Genomic DNA, 18,572 nt, shown 5'->3' with positions numbered 1-18,572 from the left:
GCCCCGGCGGCGCCGGCCCGCGCCGATCAGGAATCGAGAAGCGCGGGCCGGCGCGGTGCGGCTAGCGTGACCACCACGGGGGACTCCGCGCCGCCGGCCGGGGGACGCCGCCTCCGCCGGGCGCCGCGCAGGTTCGCCCGGCATCGCCGATCAGGTAGACAGTGACCCCTGCCGTGACCGCGCCGGGGTGAAGGAGAACGATGAGCAAGGCCACGAAGACGGACGCGCCGCCGACCGCGCGGCACGCCGCCGACAGCCACGACCTGATCCGCGTGCACGGCGCGCGCGAGAACAACCTCAAGGACGTCAGCGTCGAGATCCCCAAACGGCGGCTGACGGTCTTCACGGGCGTCTCCGGCTCCGGCAAGAGCTCGCTGGTGTTCAACACGATCGCCGCCGAGTCGCAGCGGATGATCAACGAGACGTACAGCACGTTCGTGCAGGGCTTCATGCCGACGCTGGCGCGGCCCGAGGTCGACGTCCTGGAGGGGCTGACGACCGCGATCATCGTCGACCAGCAGCGGATGGGCGCCGACCCCCGCTCCACGGTCGGCACCGCCACCGACGCCAACGCGATGCTGCGCATCCTGTTCAGCCGCCTCGGGCGGCCCCACATCGGCTCCGCGCAGGCGTTCTCCTTCAACGTCGCCTCGATCAGCGGCGGCGGCGCGGTCTCCTTCGAGCGCGCCGGCAAGACCGTGAAGGAGCGGCGCACCTTCAACATCACCGGCGGCATGTGCCCGCGCTGCGAGGGCACGGGCTCGGTCACCGACTTCGACCTGACCGCGCTGTACGACGACGGCCTGTCGCTCAACGAGGGCGCGCTCACCGTCCCCGGCTACAGCACCGACGGCTGGTACGGCCGCATCTTCCGCGGCTGCGGCTTCTTCGACCCCGACAAGCCGATCCGCGCGTTCACCGGCGCCGAGCTGCACGACCTCCTCCACAAGGAACCCACCAAGATCAAGGTCGACGGCGTCAACCTGACCTACGAGGGCCTGATCCCCAAGATCCAGAAGTCGTTCCTGGCCAAGGACCGGGCGGCGATGCAGCCGCACATCCGCGCGTTCGTCGACCGGGCGATCACCTTCACCACCTGCCCCGACTGCGGCGGCACCCGGCTCAGCGAGGCCGCCCGGTCCTCCAAGATCGACGGGATGAGCATCGCCGACGCCTGCGCGATGCAGATCAGCGACCTCGCCGAATGGGTGCGGAAGCTGGACGAGCCGTCCGTCGCGCCGCTGCTGGGCAAGCTCCGCCACACCCTCGACTCGTTCACCGGGATCGGGCTCGGCTACCTCAGCCTCGACCGCCCGTCCGGGACGCTGTCGGGCGGCGAGGCGCAGCGCACCAAGATGATCCGCCACCTCGGGTCCTCGCTCACCGACGTCACCTACGTCTTCGACGAGCCGACCATCGGGCTGCACCCCCACGACATCCAGCGGATGAACGCCCTGCTGCTGCAACTGCGCGACAAGGGCAACACCGTGCTGGTCGTCGAGCACAAGCCGGAGGCGATCGCGATCGCCGACCACGTCGTCGACCTCGGCCCCCGCGCCGGCACCGCCGGCGGCGAGGTCGTGTTCGAGGGCACCGTCGAAGGGCTGCGGTCCTGCGGCACGCTCACCGGGCAGCACCTCGACGACCGCGCCGCCCTGAAGCCGTCGGTGCGCCGGCCGTCCGGGAAACTGGAGGTCCGCGGCGCCGGGACCCACAACCTCCAGGACGTCGACGTCGACATCCCGCTCGGCGTGCTCGCCGTCGTCACCGGCGTGGCGGGCTCGGGCAAGAGCTCGCTGATCCACGGCTCGGTCTCGGGACGCGACGGCGTCGTCGCGGTCGACCAGACCCCCATCCGGGGCTCCCGCCGCAGCAACCCCGCCACCTACACCGGGCTGCTCGACCCGATCCGCAAGGCGTTCGCCAAGGCCAACGGCGTGAAGCCGGCGCTGTTCAGCGCCAACTCCGAGGGCGCCTGCCCCGTCTGCAAGGGCGCCGGCGTCATCTACACCGACCTGGCGATGATGGCCGGCGTCGCCACCACCTGCGAGGAGTGCGAGGGCAAGCGGTTCCAGGCGGCGGTCCTGGAACTCCGCTTCGGCGGCCGCGACATCAGCGAGGTCCTCGCGATGCCCGTCACCGAGGCCGAGGAGTTCTTCGGCGCGGGCGAGGCGCGGATCCCCGCCGCCCACAAGATCCTCGGGCGGATGGCCGACGTCGGCCTCGGCTACCTCACCCTCGGGCAGCCGCTCACCACCCTGTCCGGCGGCGAGCGGCAGCGGCTCAAGCTGGCCACCCACATGGGGGACAAGGGCGGCGTCTACGTCCTCGACGAGCCGACCACCGGCCTGCACCTCGCCGACGTCGAGCAGCTGCTCGGCCTCCTGGACCGGCTCGTCGACTCCGGCAAGTCCGTCATCGTCATCGAGCACCACCAGGCGGTCATGGCGCACGCCGACTGGATCATCGACCTCGGCCCCGGCGCCGGCCACGACGGCGGCCGGATCGTCTTCCAGGGCACGCCCGCGGAGCTGACCGCCGCCCGCTCCACCCTCACCGGCGAGCACCTGGCGTCCTACATCGGCGCCTGAACCCGGGGAGGCTCGCCCCCGGCCCGGCCCCGGCGGCCGGCGGCGGGCCGCCCGGCGGATCCCTATGGCAGGATCACGAAGGTGGGCAGCACACCGGACGCGACGCAGCGCCTGCGCGACCTCGCGCGGCTGCGCCGCGTCCGCGACCGGATCGACCGGGAGTACGCGCAGCCGCTGGACGTCGAGACCCTGGCCCGCGGCGCCCACATGTCCGCCGGGCACCTCAGCCGCCAGTTCCGCCTCGCCTACGGCGAATCGCCCTACGGCTACCTGATGACGCGGCGCATCGAGCGCGCGATGGCGCTGCTGCGCCGCGGCGGCCTCACCGTCACCGAGGTGTGCTTCGCGGTCGGCTGCTCGTCCCTGGGCACCTTCAGCACCCGCTTCACCGAACTGGTCGGCGTGCCGCCCAGCGTCTACCGGCGCCGGGCGGCGGACGCGACCGCGGGCATGCCGTCGTGCGTGGCCAAGCAGGTGACCCGCCCGATCAGGAATCGGGAAGCGCCGGGACCGCCCGGGAACCGGCCGGGCAGCCCCACGGCGTCCGCGACTACGCCGTCCGCGACTACGCCGTCCGCGACTACGCCGTCCGGGACCGCGGCGTCCGCGACCCGGCGGGCGACCTGATCCGCATCCAGGAAGCGCGCTGACCCGACACCTCCGCGGCCGCGTCGCCGTCCCGCGCGCCGTTGCGTGATCGGCGCGGCCGGGCGGTGGCCGCGCCCGGCGCGGCGGAGCCGTCCAACCACGCCCCGCGCGCAGACGCGTTGCTCCGTGTTTTGAAGGTTTCGCCTCATTGAGCCGCTGATATCGCGGCCAACCTTCTACCGTTTCTTCAACGATACGCTTGAGGGGTATGACCCTCGGTATCGAAGACGCCGCACAAGCCGTCGACGCGTCCCGCGTCATGGAACTGCTCCCCGCACGGCCGCGACTGCTCGCCCTCGGCGAACCCGCCCACGGCGAGGACGTCCTCCTCCACCTGCGGAACGACCTCTTCCGGCAACTCGTCGAACGGCACGGCCACCGCACGATCGCGATCGAGAGCGACTGCCTCATGGGCCTGGCCGTGGACGACTACGTCACCTCCGGCGCCGGCTCGCTCGACGAGGCCGTGGAGCGCGGCTTCAGCCACGGGTTCGGCGCGTCCCCGGCCAACCGCGAACTGGTGGCCTGGATGCGCGCGTACAACGACGGGCGGCCCCCGTCCGAACAGGTGCACTTCGCCGGTGCGGACGGCCCGCTGGAGATCACCGGCGCCGCCAGTCCCCGGCAGGCCCTCACCGCACTCCACGCCTACCTCGCCGCGCGGGTCGACGCCGCACTCCTCCCCTGCACCGCCGAAACGCTCGACCGCCTGCTCGGAGCCGACGACCGCTGGACCGACCCCGCCGCGATGACGGACCCGTCCCGGTCGGTGGGCCGGACCCCCGAGGCCGACCGGCTGCGGCTCCTCGCCGACGACCTGACGGCCCTGCTCGACGCGCAGACCCCGCACCTGACCGCGGCCTCGTCCGGCGACGAGTGGGACCGGGCCCGCCTGTACGGCCGCACCGCCGTCGGGCTGCTGCGCTACCACCACTGGACGGCCGACACCTCGCCGGGCCGCATAGCGCGCCTGCTGGGCCAGCGCGCCTCGATGATGGCCGCCAACCTGCTCGCCGTCGCCGAGCGCGGCCCCGCGCTGGTGTACGCCCACAACGGGCATCTCCAACGGGACGTGAACCGCGCGCACATGGCCGGGCGGCCGGTGCAGTGGTGGAACGCCGGGGCGATCGTCAGCGCGCAGATGGGCGAGGAGTACGCGTTCCTGGCCACGGCCCTCGGCACGATCCGCCACCGCGGCGTCCAGGCACCGCCCCCGGACACCCTCGAAGGACTCCTGTACGCGCTCCCGGAGGACCGGCGCCTCCTCGACGCCCGCCGGCTGGCCGCCGCCCTCGGCGGCGCGGCGCCCGCCCCCCGGGTGTCCCCGTGGTTCGGCTACGCCCCGCTCGACCCCGCCCACCTGGCGGCCACCGACGCCATCGTGTTCGTCAAGGACGCCCCCGCAGGACGGACATGGTGGCCACCGGCGGAATCATGACCGCGGGCCGGCGGCCGCCGAGGTTCGTGCCGCCCGGTCACGCGTCCGAGCGGGAGAGGCGGCCGGGAGCGCGGTGAGGCGGTCGATGCGCAGTTCCGCCTCACCGGCCGCCGGCGCCGGAGGAACGGCCGGTTCATGGCACTCGTCCACCTGGGCATAGGGTCGGGAGGCATGGCGCTGCGACTCGTTCAGGTGAACTTCAAGGCCGGGGACGACTCGGCCCTGGGCCGGTTCTGGGCGGACGCCCTCGGCTGGGGCGTCTCCAGCGAGGGCCCCGGCGTGACCAACGTCGAACCCGTGGGCTTCACCTGGCCGGACCCCTCCGCCGTCTGCGTCGACGTCGTCGCCGTCCCGGACCCCGAGACGGTGGAGTACCGCGTGCACCTCGACCTCGCGACCACCTCCGCGGCCCATCAGGCGGAGCTGGTCGCGCGCCTGAAGGATCTCGGCGCGACGCCCGCGGACGTGGGCCAGGGCGACGTCCCGTGGACGGTCCTGGCCGACCCGGAGGGCAACGTGTTCTGCGTGCTGGAGCCCCGGGAGGTCTACCGGGACACCGGGCCGATCGCCGTGGTGGTGGTCGACTGCGCCGACCCGCGCGCCATGGCCCGGTTCTGGGACGAGGCGATCGACTGGACCCTGCACGAGGTGACCGACGGCCACGCGGTGCTGCGCTCGGCCGAGGGCGTCGGGCCCTACCTGGAGTTCCTGCGCGCGCCCGACGCGCGGACATGGTGGAACCGCGTGCATCTCGACCTGCTGCCCGACCCCGTCGAGGACAAGGAGGCGGAGGTGTCCCGCCTGCGGGCCCTCGGCGCCGCCGACATCGACCTCGGCCAGGGCGACGTCCCGTGGACGGTCCTCGCCGACCCGGAGGGCAACGAGTTCTGCGTCCTCGGCCGGGGCTGACGCAGGGTCCCGGCCGGAAAACGGTTTGAGCGCCCCTTCCGCGCTGCCGTAGGTTGCCTGCGGCCCCGTCGCAGCGAGGACAGAGGACGAACCGCGTGACCCCGCCTGTTCTTCAGACCTGACACCTTCTTCCGCTCACCTGTAGCCGACGCTCGCCGTCGGTTCCGCCGGGCTGCCCTGGCGCGCCCGGTCATACAGCGTCCGAGGCCGCGCGCAATCGGCCTCGTGTCAGGTCAAGAGAGATCATGTCTTCACAACCTCATACCGTGCTGCCCTGGGTCGTCCGCCGGACCGGGTTGCCCCTGCTGTCGCTTCGGTGCGCGGACTGCCGGTCGGAGTCGGCCGCCGCCGGCGCGGGCAGGTTCCGCGTCAACGCCAACGGCAAGCGGCTGGACGTGTGGCTGCTGGTCCGCTGCACGTCCTGCGACCGGACGGCCAAGCTCACCGTGCACGAGCGGGCGCCGGTCGCGTCCCTCGATCCGGCCGACCTCAACGGCTACCGCGCCAACGACCCGGAACTGGTGGCGTCCACGCTGCTGGACCCGCTGCTCGCCCGGCGCGACCGCTTCACCCTGGACTGGACGGGGGCCTGGCGGCTGGACGCCCCGCCGGTGCCGCTCGACGAGCGGTGGCCGGTCCGGGTGGAGGTCGTCTTCGCGGACCCGGTGCCGGTGCGCCCGGAACGGCTCATCGCGCAGGGGCTCGGCCTCAGCAGGAACGAGGTCCGCCGCCGCATCAAGTGCGACGTGCCGCCGCGCCGCCGGACGAGCGCCGGATTCGCCTTCACCGTGATGCCCGGCGACTAGCCGGGGATGCCGCGGCGGGCGGGCCGCCCCGGCCGCCGCGGCATCCGCCCGGAACCCGCCGAGGTCCGGCGACCGATCGCGAGCACGGCAAGGCGGTGCCTGATGACCGGGGCCGCGCGTCCTGAAACATCCGCGCAAGGGCTGCGCAAGGAATGCGCCAACAGCGCTCGTTAGCGTTCTTCTCGTGATTCCGATGAGGGAATTCTGCGCGTTCTGGCGACGGCCTTCCGAGGGGTTCTGGCGATGATTCTGGTGACCGGGGCGACCGGGAACATGGGAGTTCCACTGGTTCGGCGGCTGCGCGAAACGGGGATCGTGCCGCGGGTGACGACGCGGAATGCGCGACGCGCCCAGGGAATCCTCCCGGACGGCGTCGAGATCGCCGAAGGCGACCTCACCGAGCAGGAGTTCCTCGAACGCGCTCTGCGCGGCGTCGACGGCCTGTTCCTGTTTCTCGAGGCGGGCGATCCGGTCCGTGTTCTCGAGGCGGCCGGGCGGGCCGGCGTGCGCCGCGTCGTGCTCGTGTCCTCGCTGCTGGCCGAGACGCGTCCGGCGTCGTTCGTCGGACGCCTCTCGCTCGGCGCCGAGCGGGCGATGCGCGAGGGCGGGTTCGCCGGGACGGTCCTGCGGCCCTGGGAGTTCGCCTCCAACACGCTGGCCTGGGCCGAGGAGATCAGGCGCGGCGACGCCGTCCGCAAACCCAGCGCGGGCGTGCCCTCCCCGGTGATCGACCCCGCGGACGTCGCCGAGGTCGCGGCGCGGGTCCTGGCCGACGACGCGCACGACGGGCGGACCTACGCGCTGACCGGGCCGGCGGAACTGACGGCCGCGGACAAGGTCCGCGCCATAGGGGAGGCACTCGGGCGCCGGCTGGCGTTCCAGGAGACCGCGGACCCGGAGCTGATGGAGCGGATCAGGACCTCCCCCGAAGAGGTCGCCGAGGACTTCGGCGTGTGCTTCATGCAGAGCCCCGGCGTGCGAACCGCCGTCCAGGACGTCACGGGACGCCCCGCGCGCACTTTCGAGGAATGGGCGTCCGACCACGCCGGATCCTTCAAATGATTCCGCCTCGCGGGCGAAAGGGAGACCGAAAATGAGCAGGGACATCAGTTTCGAGGGCATCAGGCTCAACCAGTCGGGTCTCGATTCCCCGGTGACGTTGATCAACGCGTTCACGGTTCCGGTGGAGGAGTCGGAGCGTTTCATGATGCGGTGGCGGGACAATGTCCGGGCGATGTCGCGGCAGCCGGGATTCGTCCGGGCGGTGATGTACCGCGCGCTCGACGACACCGTTGAGACGCGTTTCGTCAACATCGCGGACTGGGAGAGCGGCAAGGCCCTGGACGCGGCCCGCGAGGACCCCGAATGGAGGGCCTCGGTCCACCGGATCCTCGACGACCCGGAACTGCACATCGTCGCGCGGCCCGTCGACTTCCGGGTGGAGCTCGACGTCCGTCCGGGCGACGAGGTCTGAGCGCCGATGAGCGAGGCGCGCGAGGTCGCCCTGATCAGCGGGGCGGGCCGGGGGATCGGCGCCGGGACCGCGAAGGTCCTGGGCCGCCGCGGATACAGGGTGGTGGTCAACTACCTCCGCGACGCCGAGGCGGCGGCCGGGGTGGTGAAGGCGATCGAGTCCGAGGGCGGCGCCGCCCAGGCGGTCCGGGCGGACGTCTGCGACGAGGACCAGGTGGCCGCGATGGTCGACCGGGTGGTCGGCGAGCACGGCCGGATCGACGTCCTGGTCTGCAACGCCAACACCGCGCCGCCCACGTTCGAGCCGCTGCCGGCGCTGCCGTGGAGCGGCTTCGAGAGCAAGCTCGTCAGGGAGCTGTCGGGGGCCTTCTTCCTGACCAGGCAGGTGCTCGCGGTCATGCGGGAGCGGCGCGCGGGCCGGATCGTGTTCGTGTCGAGCACCGCCGCCGACGCCGGGGCGGGCAGCATCCCGCACTCCGCGGCCAAGGCGGCGCTCAACGCCTTCAGCCGGCACGTGGCGGGCGACGCGGCCCGGTCCGGGGTGGCCGTCACCACCGTCGCGCCGGGTTTCGTGCTCACCGAGGCGAGCGCCGCGGCGATGGTCCCCGGGCTGAGGGAGTACCTGGAGGAGCGCTCCCTGCTCGGCAGGCTGCTGGAGCCCGAGGACGTCGGCCGGGTGATCGCCCAGGTGGCGGACCGGCGCTTCACGGCCGCGACCGGGCAGCTCGTCACGGTCGACGGAGGCATGGACCTCCTCGCGCAGACGCTCTCCGGACTGACCCCCGAGGGGGGCGACCGTGAACCCGCGTGACGGCGTCGAGGCGTCCGACGCCACGGCGCAGGCGAAGCGGGCCGTGCACGACGCCCTCGCCTTCCTGGACGAGGCCGCCGAGACGGGCGCCACGTCGAGCCTCGTCGCGTTCGACCCCTCCTTCTCCTCGCCGCGCGAGGCCGCCGGCGCCCGCGCGCACATCCAGCGGCGCCTGGGGGTCGACATCGGCTACGACCTGGGCGGCGACCTGTGGGCCGCGATCTGCGGCCTGCCGCTGCTGCCGCCCGGGCGGGACCGGCTGGCCGGCCACTTCGCGCGCCTGATCGAGCGGGGCCGGGTGGGACGGCGGTTCCGGTTCTTCGCGGGCCGCAACGGCTTCCCGGCCGACACGGACTGCACGGCCGTGGCCGGCCACGCGCTGTACGAGCGCGGCCTGATCCCGCCCGGCGAGCTGACGGCGATCGCGGAGGAACTGCTGCGCGCCGCCGCACCGGACGGGGGAGAGGCCGCGCCCCAGGGCGTGCCGACCGTCTACTGGGCCGACGGCGCCGAGCCCCACGCGCTGCCCCGCAGCCGGACCCGGGACCCGGTCGTCTGCGCCAACGTGCTCGTCGTCCTCGAAGAGGCCCGGCGCCTGGGCCTGCACGGCGCCGGCGCCGTCATCGGCGCCACCCGCCGGTACGTCCTGGACCATCTGGCCTCGGGCGCCTACCGGGGCGGAACCCGCTACTACCCCGCTCCGGAGGCGTTCCTCTACGCGGCGTCCCGGCTCGCGGCGGGCTTCCCCGAACTCGCCGCCCCCCTGGCCCGGGCGATCACGGAACGCGACGCCGCCGACGCCCTGAACGCCGACGCACTCAACATCGACGCACTCAACATCGACGCACTCACCACGGACGCACTCACCACGGACGCACTCACCACGGACGCACTCACCACGGACGCCCTGAACATCGCGCTCCGGGGGCTCGCGGCCCACAACATCGGGTGGCGGGACGGCCGGGAGAGCCGGTTGCGGGCGCTGCTGGCGCTGCAGGCGCCGGACGGCTCCTGGCCCGCGCACCCCTACTTCAAGCTCGGGCGTCTCCCGGTGTTCTTCGGCTCCCCGGTGATGTCCACGCTGTTCGCCTCGGCCGCCATCGGCGTCTCGACCGCGCAAGGAGGGCGCAGTGACTTCTCGTGAGCTCGATTCCGCCGGGATCACGGGGCCGGCCCGCGCCGGCTACCTGATCGCGAGCGATCTGCTCCGGACCAAGGCCCGGGAACGGGGCGCGCCGTTCCCGATCGGCCGCCTGGTGGCGCCGCACAAGCGCCCCTACCTGGAACTGCTCTTCGCCTTCATCACCTACCTCGACGACATCGTCGACGACCGGACCCGCGGCGCCGCCGCCCGCGACCGGCGTCTCGACCGGCTGGACGCGGCCTTCGGCGCGGCGGTCGAGGGGGAACCGCCGCCCGCGGGCGCGGGCACGGCCGCCGAGGACCGGCTGAACGGCGCGCTGATGACCGCCCTCGTCCACTTCATGAGGACCTGGGACCTGCCGATCGAGGAGGCGCGGGACTACCTCCGCTTCCAGCGCGGCGGCCTCCACCGGCGGGAGTACGCGACCTACGAGGTCTTCGAGAAGGAGTACCTCGACCCGATGGCGCCCCCGGCGATCTGGGCGAACACCTTCTTCGAGAGGCGGGGCGCGGAGTCGGACCGGCTGTGCCGCGACGCCACGGTGTCGTTCCAGCTGATCGACATCCTCTGGGACCTCCGCGAGGACCTCGCGCTCGGCCAGCTGATGCTCCCCCTGGACCGGCTGGCCTCCTGCGGACTGGACCGGGAGGGCGTCGAGCGGCAGCTGGAGCGCGGCCCCCTGTCGCCGGCCCTGTGCGACGTGATCGCCGCCGAGGCGGACCGCGCGGGCCGCCTGCTGGAGTCGGCGCTCCGCTGGCCGAGGACCGTCGCCCCGTCGGTGCGCCCCTTCGTCGAGTGGGACATCGCGATCAACCGGCTGAAGCTCGCCGAACTCCGCAAGGGCGCCCTCGACGACCTGATCAGGCGCGGCGTCCCGAGCACGGCGTTCAGGGCCGCGGCCGCCGCGCGGACGCTCGCGGGCATCGGGCTGGCCGCCGCCGCGCACCGCCGGCCCCGTCCGGCCGGCCCTCCACCCGGGCAGGAGTGAACGACACCATGCACAGCACACTGATCGTGGCGCGGCTCGACCCGGCTCGGGCCGGTTCCGTCGCGGAACTCTTCACCGAGTTCGACGGGAGCGAGATGCCGTCCCTGATGGGGACCCGGCGGCGCGAACTGTTCCATTACCGCGGCCTGTACTTCCACCTCCAGGACTTCGACGGGGACGACGGCGACCGGGCGGTCGAGGCGGCGCGGACCGACCCGAGGTTCGTCCGCATCAGCGAGGACCTCAAGCCCTTCGTCACGCCGTACGACCCGGAGACGTGGCGGTCCCCGAAGGACGCCATGGCCACCCGCTTCTACCACTGGGACGCCCGCGATCCGGGGGGCCGTCATGGCGCGTGACGTGGTGATCAGCGGCATCGGGGCGCTCGCGCCGGGCGGCGCCGGCGCCAAGGAGTTCTGGCGCCTCCTCACCGAGGGCCGCACCGCCACCCGCGGGGTCACCTCCTTCGACCCGGCCCCCTTCCGCTCCCGGGTCGCCGGGGAGATCGACTTCGACGCCGCGGCGAGCGGGCTGACGTTCCGGGAGATCCGGCGCATGGACCGCGCGGCGCAGCTGGCCGTCGTCGCGGCCCGGGAGGCCGTCGCGGACAGCGGCATCGAGCTCGACGACCTCGACCCGTGCCGCCGCGGCGTGACCGTGGGCACCGCGGTCGGCGCCACCATGGGCCTGGAGGACGAGTACCGCGTCGTCAGCGACGACGGCCGGACCCATCTCGTCGACCACCGGTACGCGGTGCCGCACCTGTACGGCCACTTCGTGCCGAGCTCGTTCGCCGTCGAGGTGGCGCGCGACTGCCGGGCCGAGGGGCCGGTGGCGGTGATCTCCACCGGGTGCACGTCGGGGCTCGACGCCGTCGCCCACGCCCGCGACCTCATCCGGGAGGGCTCGGCCGACGTCGTGATCGCCGGCGCGACGGAGGCGCCCCTGTCCCCGATCACCTTCGCGTGCTTCGACGCCATCCGGGCGACGACGTCCCGCAACGACGACCCGTCCCGCGCGTCCCGGCCGTTCGACGCGACCCGCGACGGGTTCGTCCTGGCCGAGGGCGCCGCGATGTTCGTCCTCGAGGAGGGCGAGCACGCGCGCAGGCGCCGCGCGGACGTCTACGCGTCCATCACCGGGTTCGCCTCCCGCTCCAACGCCTTCCACATGACGGGGCTGCGGCCGGACGGGGCGGAGATGGCCGCGGCGATCACCGCGGCGCTGGACCAGGCCCGGACCGCCCCCGCCGCCGTCGACTACGTCAACGCGCACGGGTCCGGGACCAGGCAGAACGACCGGCACGAGACGGCGGCGTTCAAGCGGAGCCTGGGCGGCCACGCCCACCGGGTCCCGGTCAGCTCGATCAAGTCGATGATCGGGCACTCGCTGGGCGCGATCGGCGCCCTGGAGATCGCCGCGTCGGTCCTGGCCATCCGCGACGGCGTCGTCCCGCCGACCGCCAACCTCGAGACCCCCGACCCGGAGTGCGATCTCGACTACGTGCCCCGCGAGGCGCGCGCGTGGCGGACCCGCACGGTGCTGACCGTGGGCAGCGGCTTCGGGGGCTTCCAGAGCGCCATGGTGCTGGCCGGCCCGGGGAGGCGCCGTGGCTGAGCGCGGCGGAGGCCCGGTGGTGGTGACCGGGATCGGCGTGGTCGCCCCGACGGGCCTCGGCACCGAGGAGTACTGGACGGCGACCCGCGAGGGCCGCGACGGGATCGCGGAGGTCAGCCTGTTCGACGCGTCGGGATACCCGGCGCGGCTCGCCGGAGAGGTGCCCGGGTTCGACGCGGCCGAGCACCTGCCCGGCCGGCTGCTCCCGCAGACCGACCGGACGACCCGGTTGGCGCTGGTGGCGGCGGACTGGGCGCTGGCCGACGCCGGGGTGCGCCCCGGCGGCCCGGCGCCGTTCGAGGCGGGGGTGGTCACGGCGAGTTCCGCCGGTGGCTTCGACTTCGGCCAGCGGCAGCTGCGGAACCTGTGGAGCAAGGGGCCCGACCACGTCAGCGCGTACCAGTCGTTCGCCTGGTTCTACGCGGTGAACACCGGCCAGATCTCCATCCGCAACGGGATGAAGGGGCCGAGCGGCGTCGTGGTCACCGAGCAGGCGGGCGGCCTCGACGCGATAGGCCAGGCCCGGCGCCGGCTCCGGGAGAGGGCCGGGCTCATGCTCTCCGGCGCGGTGGACGGCTCGATCTGCCCGTGGGGCTGGGTCGCGCAGCTGGCCGGAGGACGGATCAGCGCCCGCGACGACCCGGCGACCGCCTACCTGCCCTTCGACCCGCGCGCCGCCGGGCACGTGCCCGGCGAGGGCGGGGCGATCCTGGTCCTCGAGGACCGGGAGGCCGCGCGGGAACGCGGCGCCCGGCGCGTCTACGGCGAGGTCGCCGGATACGCCGCGACCTTCGATCCCGCGCCCGGTTCCGGCCGCGAACCCGCCCTGAGGCGGGCGATCGAGGCGGCCCTGCGCGACGCGCGGACCGAACCGGCCGAGGTGGACGTGGTCTTCGCCGACGCGGCCGCCGTGCCCGACCTGGACCGGTCCGAGGCCGCCGCGATCAACGACGTCTTCGGGCCCGGCGCCGTGCCGGTGACCGCGCCGAAGACCGCGACCGGACGGCTGATGGCGGGCGCGGGCGCGCTCGACGCGGCCGCCGCGCTCCTGTGCATGCGGGACGGCGTCGTCCCGCCGACGACCAAGGTGCGGCCCGCGCCGCACCACCGGCTCGATCTGGTGACCGGCCGGGCCCGCCCGATGGTGGTGCGCACGGTGCTGGTCCTGGCGCGCGGGGCGGGCGGGTTCAACTCCGCGCTCGTGCTGCGCGCCGGGGCGGCCGACGACAAGGAGAGGTAGGAGAAGCCATGCCACAGAGCTCCATCACCCTGGACGACCTCAGAAGGATCCTGCGCGAGGGCGCGGGCGAGATCGAGGGGGTCCGCCTCGACGGCGACATCCTCGACAGCGACTTCGGCGACCTCGGCTACGACTCCATCGCCCTGCTGGAGACGGCCTCGCGCCTCAGCCGGGAGTACCGGGTCGAGGTCGACGCCGCGCTCGAGACCAGGACGCCGCGCGAGCTGCTCGCGCTGGTGAACGCGGGCTGATCGCGATGACCGAGACGACCGACACCACGGCGGCCGAGACCGCCACGACGGCCGCGCGGACCGCCATCGTCACCGGCGCGACCAGCGGGATCGGCCTGGCGACCGCCGAGCTGCTCGCGGGGGCGGGGCACCGCGTCTACCTCTGCGCGCGCGGCGCCGACGAGATCGCCCTGACCGTCAAGCGGTTGCGCGACGGGGGCCGCGACGTCGACGGCGCGGTCTGCGATGTGCGGTCACCCGAGCAGATCGCGGCGTTCGTCGAGGCGGCCGTCCAGCGGTACGGCCCCGTCGACATCCTGGTGAACAACGCCGGCCGCGGCGGGGGCGGCGCCACCGCCGACCTCACCGACGACCTCTGGTTCGACGTCATCGACACCAACCTGAACAGCGTGTTCCTGATGACCCGGAGCGTGCTGACCACCGGCGGAATGCGCGACGCGGGCTGGGGGCGGATCATCAACATCGCCTCCACCGCCGGGAAGCAGGGCGTCGTGCTGGGCGCCCCGTACTCCGCGTCCAAGCACGGCGTCGTCGGGTTCACCAAGGCGCTCGGCAACGAGCTCGCCAGCACGGGCATCACCGTCAACGCCGTGTGCCCCGGCTACGTCGAGACGCCGATGGCGCAGGGCGTCCGGCGGCGCTACGCCGACTTCTGGGGCGTCACCGAGGACGAGGTGCTGAACAGGTTCACCGCGAAGATCCCGCTGGGGCGGTACACGACCCCGGAGGAGGTCGCCGCGCTGGTCGGCTACCTCGCCTCCGACGCCGCCGCGTCCATCGCCGCCCAGGCCGTCAACGTCTGCGGCGGCCTCGGCAACTTCTGACCGTTCTGGAGGAACCATGCCCACGGGCCCACACCGTGAGGTCGAGCACGACATCACCGTCGCCGCCCCGCCCGAGGCGGTCTACCGGATCGTCGCCGACGTCGAGGACTGGCCGCAGATCTTCGGGCCGACCGTGCACGCCGAGCGCGTCGGCGGCGGGGACGGCTGGGAGCGCATCCGGATCTGGGCGACGGCGAACGGGGCGGCGAAGACCTGGACGTCCCGGCGCGAGCTGGACGCGGCGGCGCTGCGCATCGGGTTCCGGCAGGAGAGGTCCCAGCCGCCCGTCGGCGCGATGAGCGGCGAGTGGGTGATCGAGCCGCTGCCCGGCGGCGGATGCCGTGTCAGGCTGCTCCACGCCTACCGCGCCGCGACGGACGACCCGGCCGACCTCGCATGGATCGACAGGGCCGTCGACCGCAACAGCGTCCAGGAACTGGCCGCGCTCGCGGCGCGCGCGGACGAGGCGCGCCGGGGCGGCGGCGGGCCGCTGCTGACGTTCGAGGACGCGCTCGGCGTCGACGGCCGGGCGGAGGACGTCTACGACTTCCTGAACGAGGCCGGATCGTGGCGGGAGCGGCTGCCCCACGTCGCCCGGGTCGTCGTGGACGAGCCCACCCCCGGCCTCCAGGTCCTCGAGATGGACACGAGCACCAAGGACGGCGCGCGGCACACCACGAGATCGGTGCGGGTGTGCCGGCCGCACGCGAGCATCGTCTACAAGCAGATCCAGGTACCGGCCCTGATGACGCTGCACACCGGTGCGTGGCTGATCGGCGCGCGGCCGGGCGGCGGGGTCTCGGTCGTCTCGCGACACACCGTCCGGATCGACGAGGACGCCATCGCCCCGGTGCTCGGCGACGGCGCGGATCTCGCCGGAGCGCGCGCCTTCGTCCGCGAGGCCCTGGGCGCGAACAGCCGGGCGACGCTGGGGCACGCCAAGGCGTACGCCGAAGCGCGGGCCTGACGATCGCCATGGCGAGGACACCCGTGAGCACCCGGACCGGCGAGCCGCTCGACGCGCAGGTGGTCGTCGTGGGCGCGGGCCCGGTCGGCCTGATGCTGGCGGGCGAGCTGAGGTCGGCCGGCGTCTCGGTGGCCGTCATCGACCGGCTGCCCGCACCGATGCAGGAGTCCCGGGCGTCCCAGCTCAACACGCGCACCGCCGAGATCCTGCACGCCCGCGGGCTGAAGGGCCTGCTGGACGAGGCGCAGCCGGAGCCGAGGGCGCATTTCGGCGGGCTGGGTCTCGACCTGTCCCGGCTGGACAGCCCGTACGCGGGCAACTGGAAGGTGCCGCAGTACCGGACCGAGGCCGCGCTGGCGCGGCGGGCGCGGGACCTCGGCGCCGCGATCCTGCGCCCGTGCGAGCTGCGCGGGCTCACCGTCCACCGGCGGCACGTCCTCTGCCGGGCGGAGGGCCCGGACGGGCCGGTGCTGCTGCGGGCGCGGTTCGTCGCGGGCTGCGACGGCGAGGGCAGCGCCGTCCGGGAGCTGGCCGGCTTCGCGTTCCCCGGGGCGGCCGAGACCAGGGAACTGCTGCGCGCCGACGTGACCGGCATCGACGTCCCCGACCGCCGCTTCGAGCGGCTGGAGCGCGGGATGGCCGTCGCCATGACGCGCCAGGGGGTGACCCGCGTGATGGTGCACGCCTTCGGGCGGGCCCCGGCCGCCCGCCAGGGCCCGCCCGCGTTCGCCGAGGTCGCGGACCTCTGGGAGCGGGTGACCGGAGAGGACATCTCGCACGGGACCCCGATCTGGGTGGACGCCTTCGGCGACGCCCACGGCCAGGTCACCCGCTACCGGCGGGGACGGGTCCTGCTGGCGGGCGACGCCGCGCACCGCCACATGCCGATCGGCGGCCAGTCGGTCAACGTCGGCCTCCAGGACGCGGTGAACCTCGGCTGGCGGCTCGCCGCCCGCGTGCACGGCTGGGCGGGCGACGGCCTCCTGGACGGCTACCACGCCGAACGGCACCCCGTCGCCGCCCGGGTGCTGCGGGCCGTCCGGGCGCAGGAGACCCTGCTCCTCGGCGGGCCCGAGGTGGCCGCGCTGCGCACCGTGCTGGCCGAGCTCCTCACCCGCAAGGGCGCGAACGATCACCTGGCGGGCCTGGTCAGCGGCCTGGACGTCCGCTACGGGACGGGCCGCCATCCGCTGATCGGGCGCCGCGTGCCCCACGTCGCGCTGCGGGCCGCCGGGCCGGGCGCGGCCTCCTCCACGGCCGATCTGTGGGGGAGGGGCCGGGGCGTCCTGCTCCGCCTGCCGGGATCCCCGCGGACCCGCGCCGAGATCGGCGAACTCGTCTCGGGCTGGGCGGGCCGCGTGTCGGTCGTCGACGCGGAACCCGCGCCGGAGGCCGCCGCGCTCCAGGACGCGCACTCGCTGCTCCTGCGCCCGGACGGCCATGTGGCCTGGGCGGACGGCGAGGAGAGCGACCTGGCCGGCGCGCTCCACCACTGGTTCGGCGCGCCGTCCCGCCGCCGCGCCCACCGACCGCAGAGGGAGTGGTCCGCATGACGATCCGTCCAGTGGAAGGCGTCCGGCCGGCCGCGGTGGCCGCCGACGTCCGGGAGACGGTGCGCCGCTTCGGCGACCGCGTCGGGGCGCGCGTCGACGCGGTGCTGCTCGACGACCGCGACCGCGACGCGTCGCTCGGGCCGTTCGCGCCGGACGTCGCCGACGCGGTCCGGACCGCCGCGTCCGGCGGCGGCAAGCGGCTCCGCCCGGCCCTGGTGCTCCTCGGGTTCGCCGGCGCGGGCGGTCCGGCCGCCGATCCCCGCGTCGTCGACCTCGGCGCCGCGCTGGAACTGCTGCACACCGCCTTCCTGGTCCACGACGACGTCATGGACGACTCGCCGACCCGCCGCGGCGGTCCGGCCGCCCACGCCCGGTTCGCCGACGCGCACCGGCTGTCGGGGTATTCGGGGGAGCGGCGCCGTTTCGCCGAGGGCGCCGCCGTCACGGCCGGCGACTACGCGTTCTTCTGCGCGGCGGGCCTTCTCGCGGACGCCGGAGCGGACGCCCGGCGCGAGTTCCACGCGATGGCCAAGGACGTCTGCGTCGGCCAGTACCTCGACCTCGTCGCGGCCGCGCGCCCCGTGGACGACGGCCCCGATCCCGCGGACATCGCCAGGTGCAAGACGGCGCGCTACACGGTGGAGGGGCCGCTGCGGCTGGGGGCGGCCCTGGCCGGGCGGATCGAGGAGTTCGGCGGCGCTCTCGGCGCCTACGGCCGCTCCGCCGGCCTCGCCTTCCAGTTCAGGGACGACCTGATCGGCGCCCTCGGCGACCCCGCCGCCACGGGCAAGCCCGTGGGCGACGACCTGCGGCAGGGCAAGCGCACGATGCTGCTCGCGTACGCGCGGGAGCGCCTGGCCGCCGGCGACGCGTCCCGCCGCGGACTGCTGGACAGGATCGGCGACGGCCGGCTGCGCGAGGACGAGGTCCCCGCCGCCCAGCGGCTGCTCCTGGACCTCGGCGACCCCGCCGCCACGGGCAAGCCCGTGGGCGACGACCTGCGGCAGGGCAAGCGCACGATGCTGCTCGCGTACGCGCGGGAGCGCCTGGCCGCCGGCGACGCGTCCCGCCGCGGACTGCTGGACAGGATCGGCGACGGCCGGCTGCGCGAGGACGAGGTCCCCGCCGCCCAGCGGCTGCTCCTGGACCTCGGCGTCCCCGAGCACGTCCGGCGCGTGTGCTCGGGGCTGGCGCAGGAGGCCGCCGACGCGATCGAGGAGGCCGGCCTCGACCCGCGCGTCAGGGACAACCTCAGGCAGTTCGCCTTCCTCGTCGCCGACGTGGCGCACATCCCGGCCCTTCCCCAGTGAGA

Annotated in this window: 17 protein-coding genes and 1 pseudogene; all 18 read left to right on the top strand. The window is 74.3% G+C overall.

Features of this window, described 5'->3' with window-relative positions:
* Positions 1-200 precede the first annotated feature (200 nt).
* Positions 201-2,591, top strand: a complete 2,391-nt coding sequence (locus ACA511_RS29765) for an ATP-binding cassette domain-containing protein (protein WP_375027954.1) — start codon at positions 201-203, stop codon at positions 2,589-2,591.
* A gap of 81 nt (positions 2,592-2,672) precedes the next feature.
* Positions 2,673-3,104 (top strand): annotated as a pseudogene (locus ACA511_RS29760) (helix-turn-helix transcriptional regulator); the annotation flags it as partial.
* A 343-nt stretch (positions 3,105-3,447) separates the two neighbouring features.
* Positions 3,448-4,677: an erythromycin esterase family protein gene (locus ACA511_RS29755; protein ID WP_375027953.1), complete on the top strand. Its 1,230-nt coding sequence runs from the start codon at positions 3,448-3,450 to the stop codon at positions 4,675-4,677.
* Positions 4,678-4,848: 171 nt separating this feature from the next.
* The gene (locus ACA511_RS29750) at positions 4,849-5,586 is read left to right on the top strand and encodes a VOC family protein (protein WP_375027952.1); all 738 of its coding nucleotides are present in this window, start codon (positions 4,849-4,851) and stop codon (positions 5,584-5,586) included.
* Between the two features lie 266 nt (positions 5,587-5,852).
* Complete coding sequence (locus ACA511_RS29745; protein WP_375027951.1) at positions 5,853-6,392, top strand: DUF1062 domain-containing protein; 540 nt, start codon at positions 5,853-5,855, stop codon at positions 6,390-6,392.
* A 243-nt stretch (positions 6,393-6,635) separates the two neighbouring features.
* A complete protein-coding gene (locus ACA511_RS29740) occupies positions 6,636-7,454 on the top strand; it encodes an SDR family oxidoreductase (protein WP_375027950.1) in 819 nt (272 codons plus the stop codon).
* Positions 7,455-7,485: 31 nt separating this feature from the next.
* The gene (locus ACA511_RS29735; RefSeq protein WP_375027949.1) at positions 7,486-7,866 is read left to right on the top strand and encodes an antibiotic biosynthesis monooxygenase family protein; all 381 of its coding nucleotides are present in this window, start codon (positions 7,486-7,488) and stop codon (positions 7,864-7,866) included.
* Between the two features lie 6 nt (positions 7,867-7,872).
* Positions 7,873-8,676, top strand: a complete 804-nt coding sequence (locus ACA511_RS29730) for an SDR family NAD(P)-dependent oxidoreductase (RefSeq protein ID WP_375027947.1) — start codon at positions 7,873-7,875, stop codon at positions 8,674-8,676.
* Positions 8,663-9,820: a hypothetical protein gene (locus tag ACA511_RS29725; RefSeq protein ID WP_375027946.1), complete on the top strand. Its 1,158-nt coding sequence runs from the start codon at positions 8,663-8,665 to the stop codon at positions 9,818-9,820. Before ACA511_RS29730 ends, ACA511_RS29725 begins: the two co-directional genes overlap by 14 nt.
* The gene (locus ACA511_RS29720; protein WP_375027945.1) at positions 9,807-10,808 is read left to right on the top strand and encodes a phytoene/squalene synthase family protein; all 1,002 of its coding nucleotides are present in this window, start codon (positions 9,807-9,809) and stop codon (positions 10,806-10,808) included. The genes ACA511_RS29725 and ACA511_RS29720 overlap by 14 nt, the downstream gene beginning before the upstream one ends.
* An 8-nt stretch (positions 10,809-10,816) precedes the next feature.
* Entirely contained in the window at positions 10,817-11,167 is a 351-nt protein-coding gene (locus ACA511_RS29715) for a TcmI family type II polyketide cyclase (RefSeq protein ID WP_375027944.1), read from the top strand.
* Positions 11,157-12,425, top strand: coding sequence for a beta-ketoacyl-[acyl-carrier-protein] synthase family protein (locus ACA511_RS29710; RefSeq protein WP_375027943.1), 1,269 nt, complete (start codon positions 11,157-11,159; stop codon positions 12,423-12,425). Before ACA511_RS29715 ends, ACA511_RS29710 begins: the two co-directional genes overlap by 11 nt.
* A complete protein-coding gene (locus ACA511_RS29705) occupies positions 12,418-13,665 on the top strand; it encodes a ketosynthase chain-length factor (protein WP_375027942.1) in 1,248 nt (415 codons plus the stop codon). Before ACA511_RS29710 ends, ACA511_RS29705 begins: the two co-directional genes overlap by 8 nt.
* 8 nt (positions 13,666-13,673) lie before the next feature.
* A complete protein-coding gene (locus tag ACA511_RS29700) occupies positions 13,674-13,916 on the top strand; it encodes an acyl carrier protein (protein ID WP_375027941.1) in 243 nt (80 codons plus the stop codon).
* A gap of 5 nt (positions 13,917-13,921) precedes the next feature.
* Positions 13,922-14,740, top strand: coding sequence for a 3-oxoacyl-ACP reductase FabG (gene fabG / locus ACA511_RS29695; RefSeq protein WP_375027940.1), 819 nt, complete (start codon positions 13,922-13,924; stop codon positions 14,738-14,740).
* Positions 14,741-14,756: 16 nt separating this feature from the next.
* Entirely contained in the window at positions 14,757-15,707 is a 951-nt protein-coding gene (locus ACA511_RS29690) for an aromatase/cyclase (protein WP_375027939.1), read from the top strand.
* Positions 15,708-15,730: 23 nt separating this feature from the next.
* On the top strand, positions 15,731-17,260 hold the full coding sequence (locus ACA511_RS29685) for an FAD-dependent monooxygenase (protein ID WP_375027938.1): 1,530 nt from the start codon (positions 15,731-15,733) through the stop codon (positions 17,258-17,260).
* Positions 17,257-18,570, top strand: coding sequence for a polyprenyl synthetase family protein (locus ACA511_RS29680; RefSeq protein WP_375027937.1), 1,314 nt, complete (start codon positions 17,257-17,259; stop codon positions 18,568-18,570). The genes ACA511_RS29685 and ACA511_RS29680 overlap by 4 nt, the downstream gene beginning before the upstream one ends.
* Positions 18,571-18,572 lie beyond the last annotated feature (2 nt).

Origin of the sequence: Actinomadura sp. GTD37, from assembly GCF_041951365.1 — a bacterium.
Lineage (GTDB): Bacteria > Actinomycetota > Actinomycetes > Streptosporangiales > Streptosporangiaceae > Spirillospora.
This window is presented reverse-complemented; position numbering and strand designations above follow the sequence as displayed.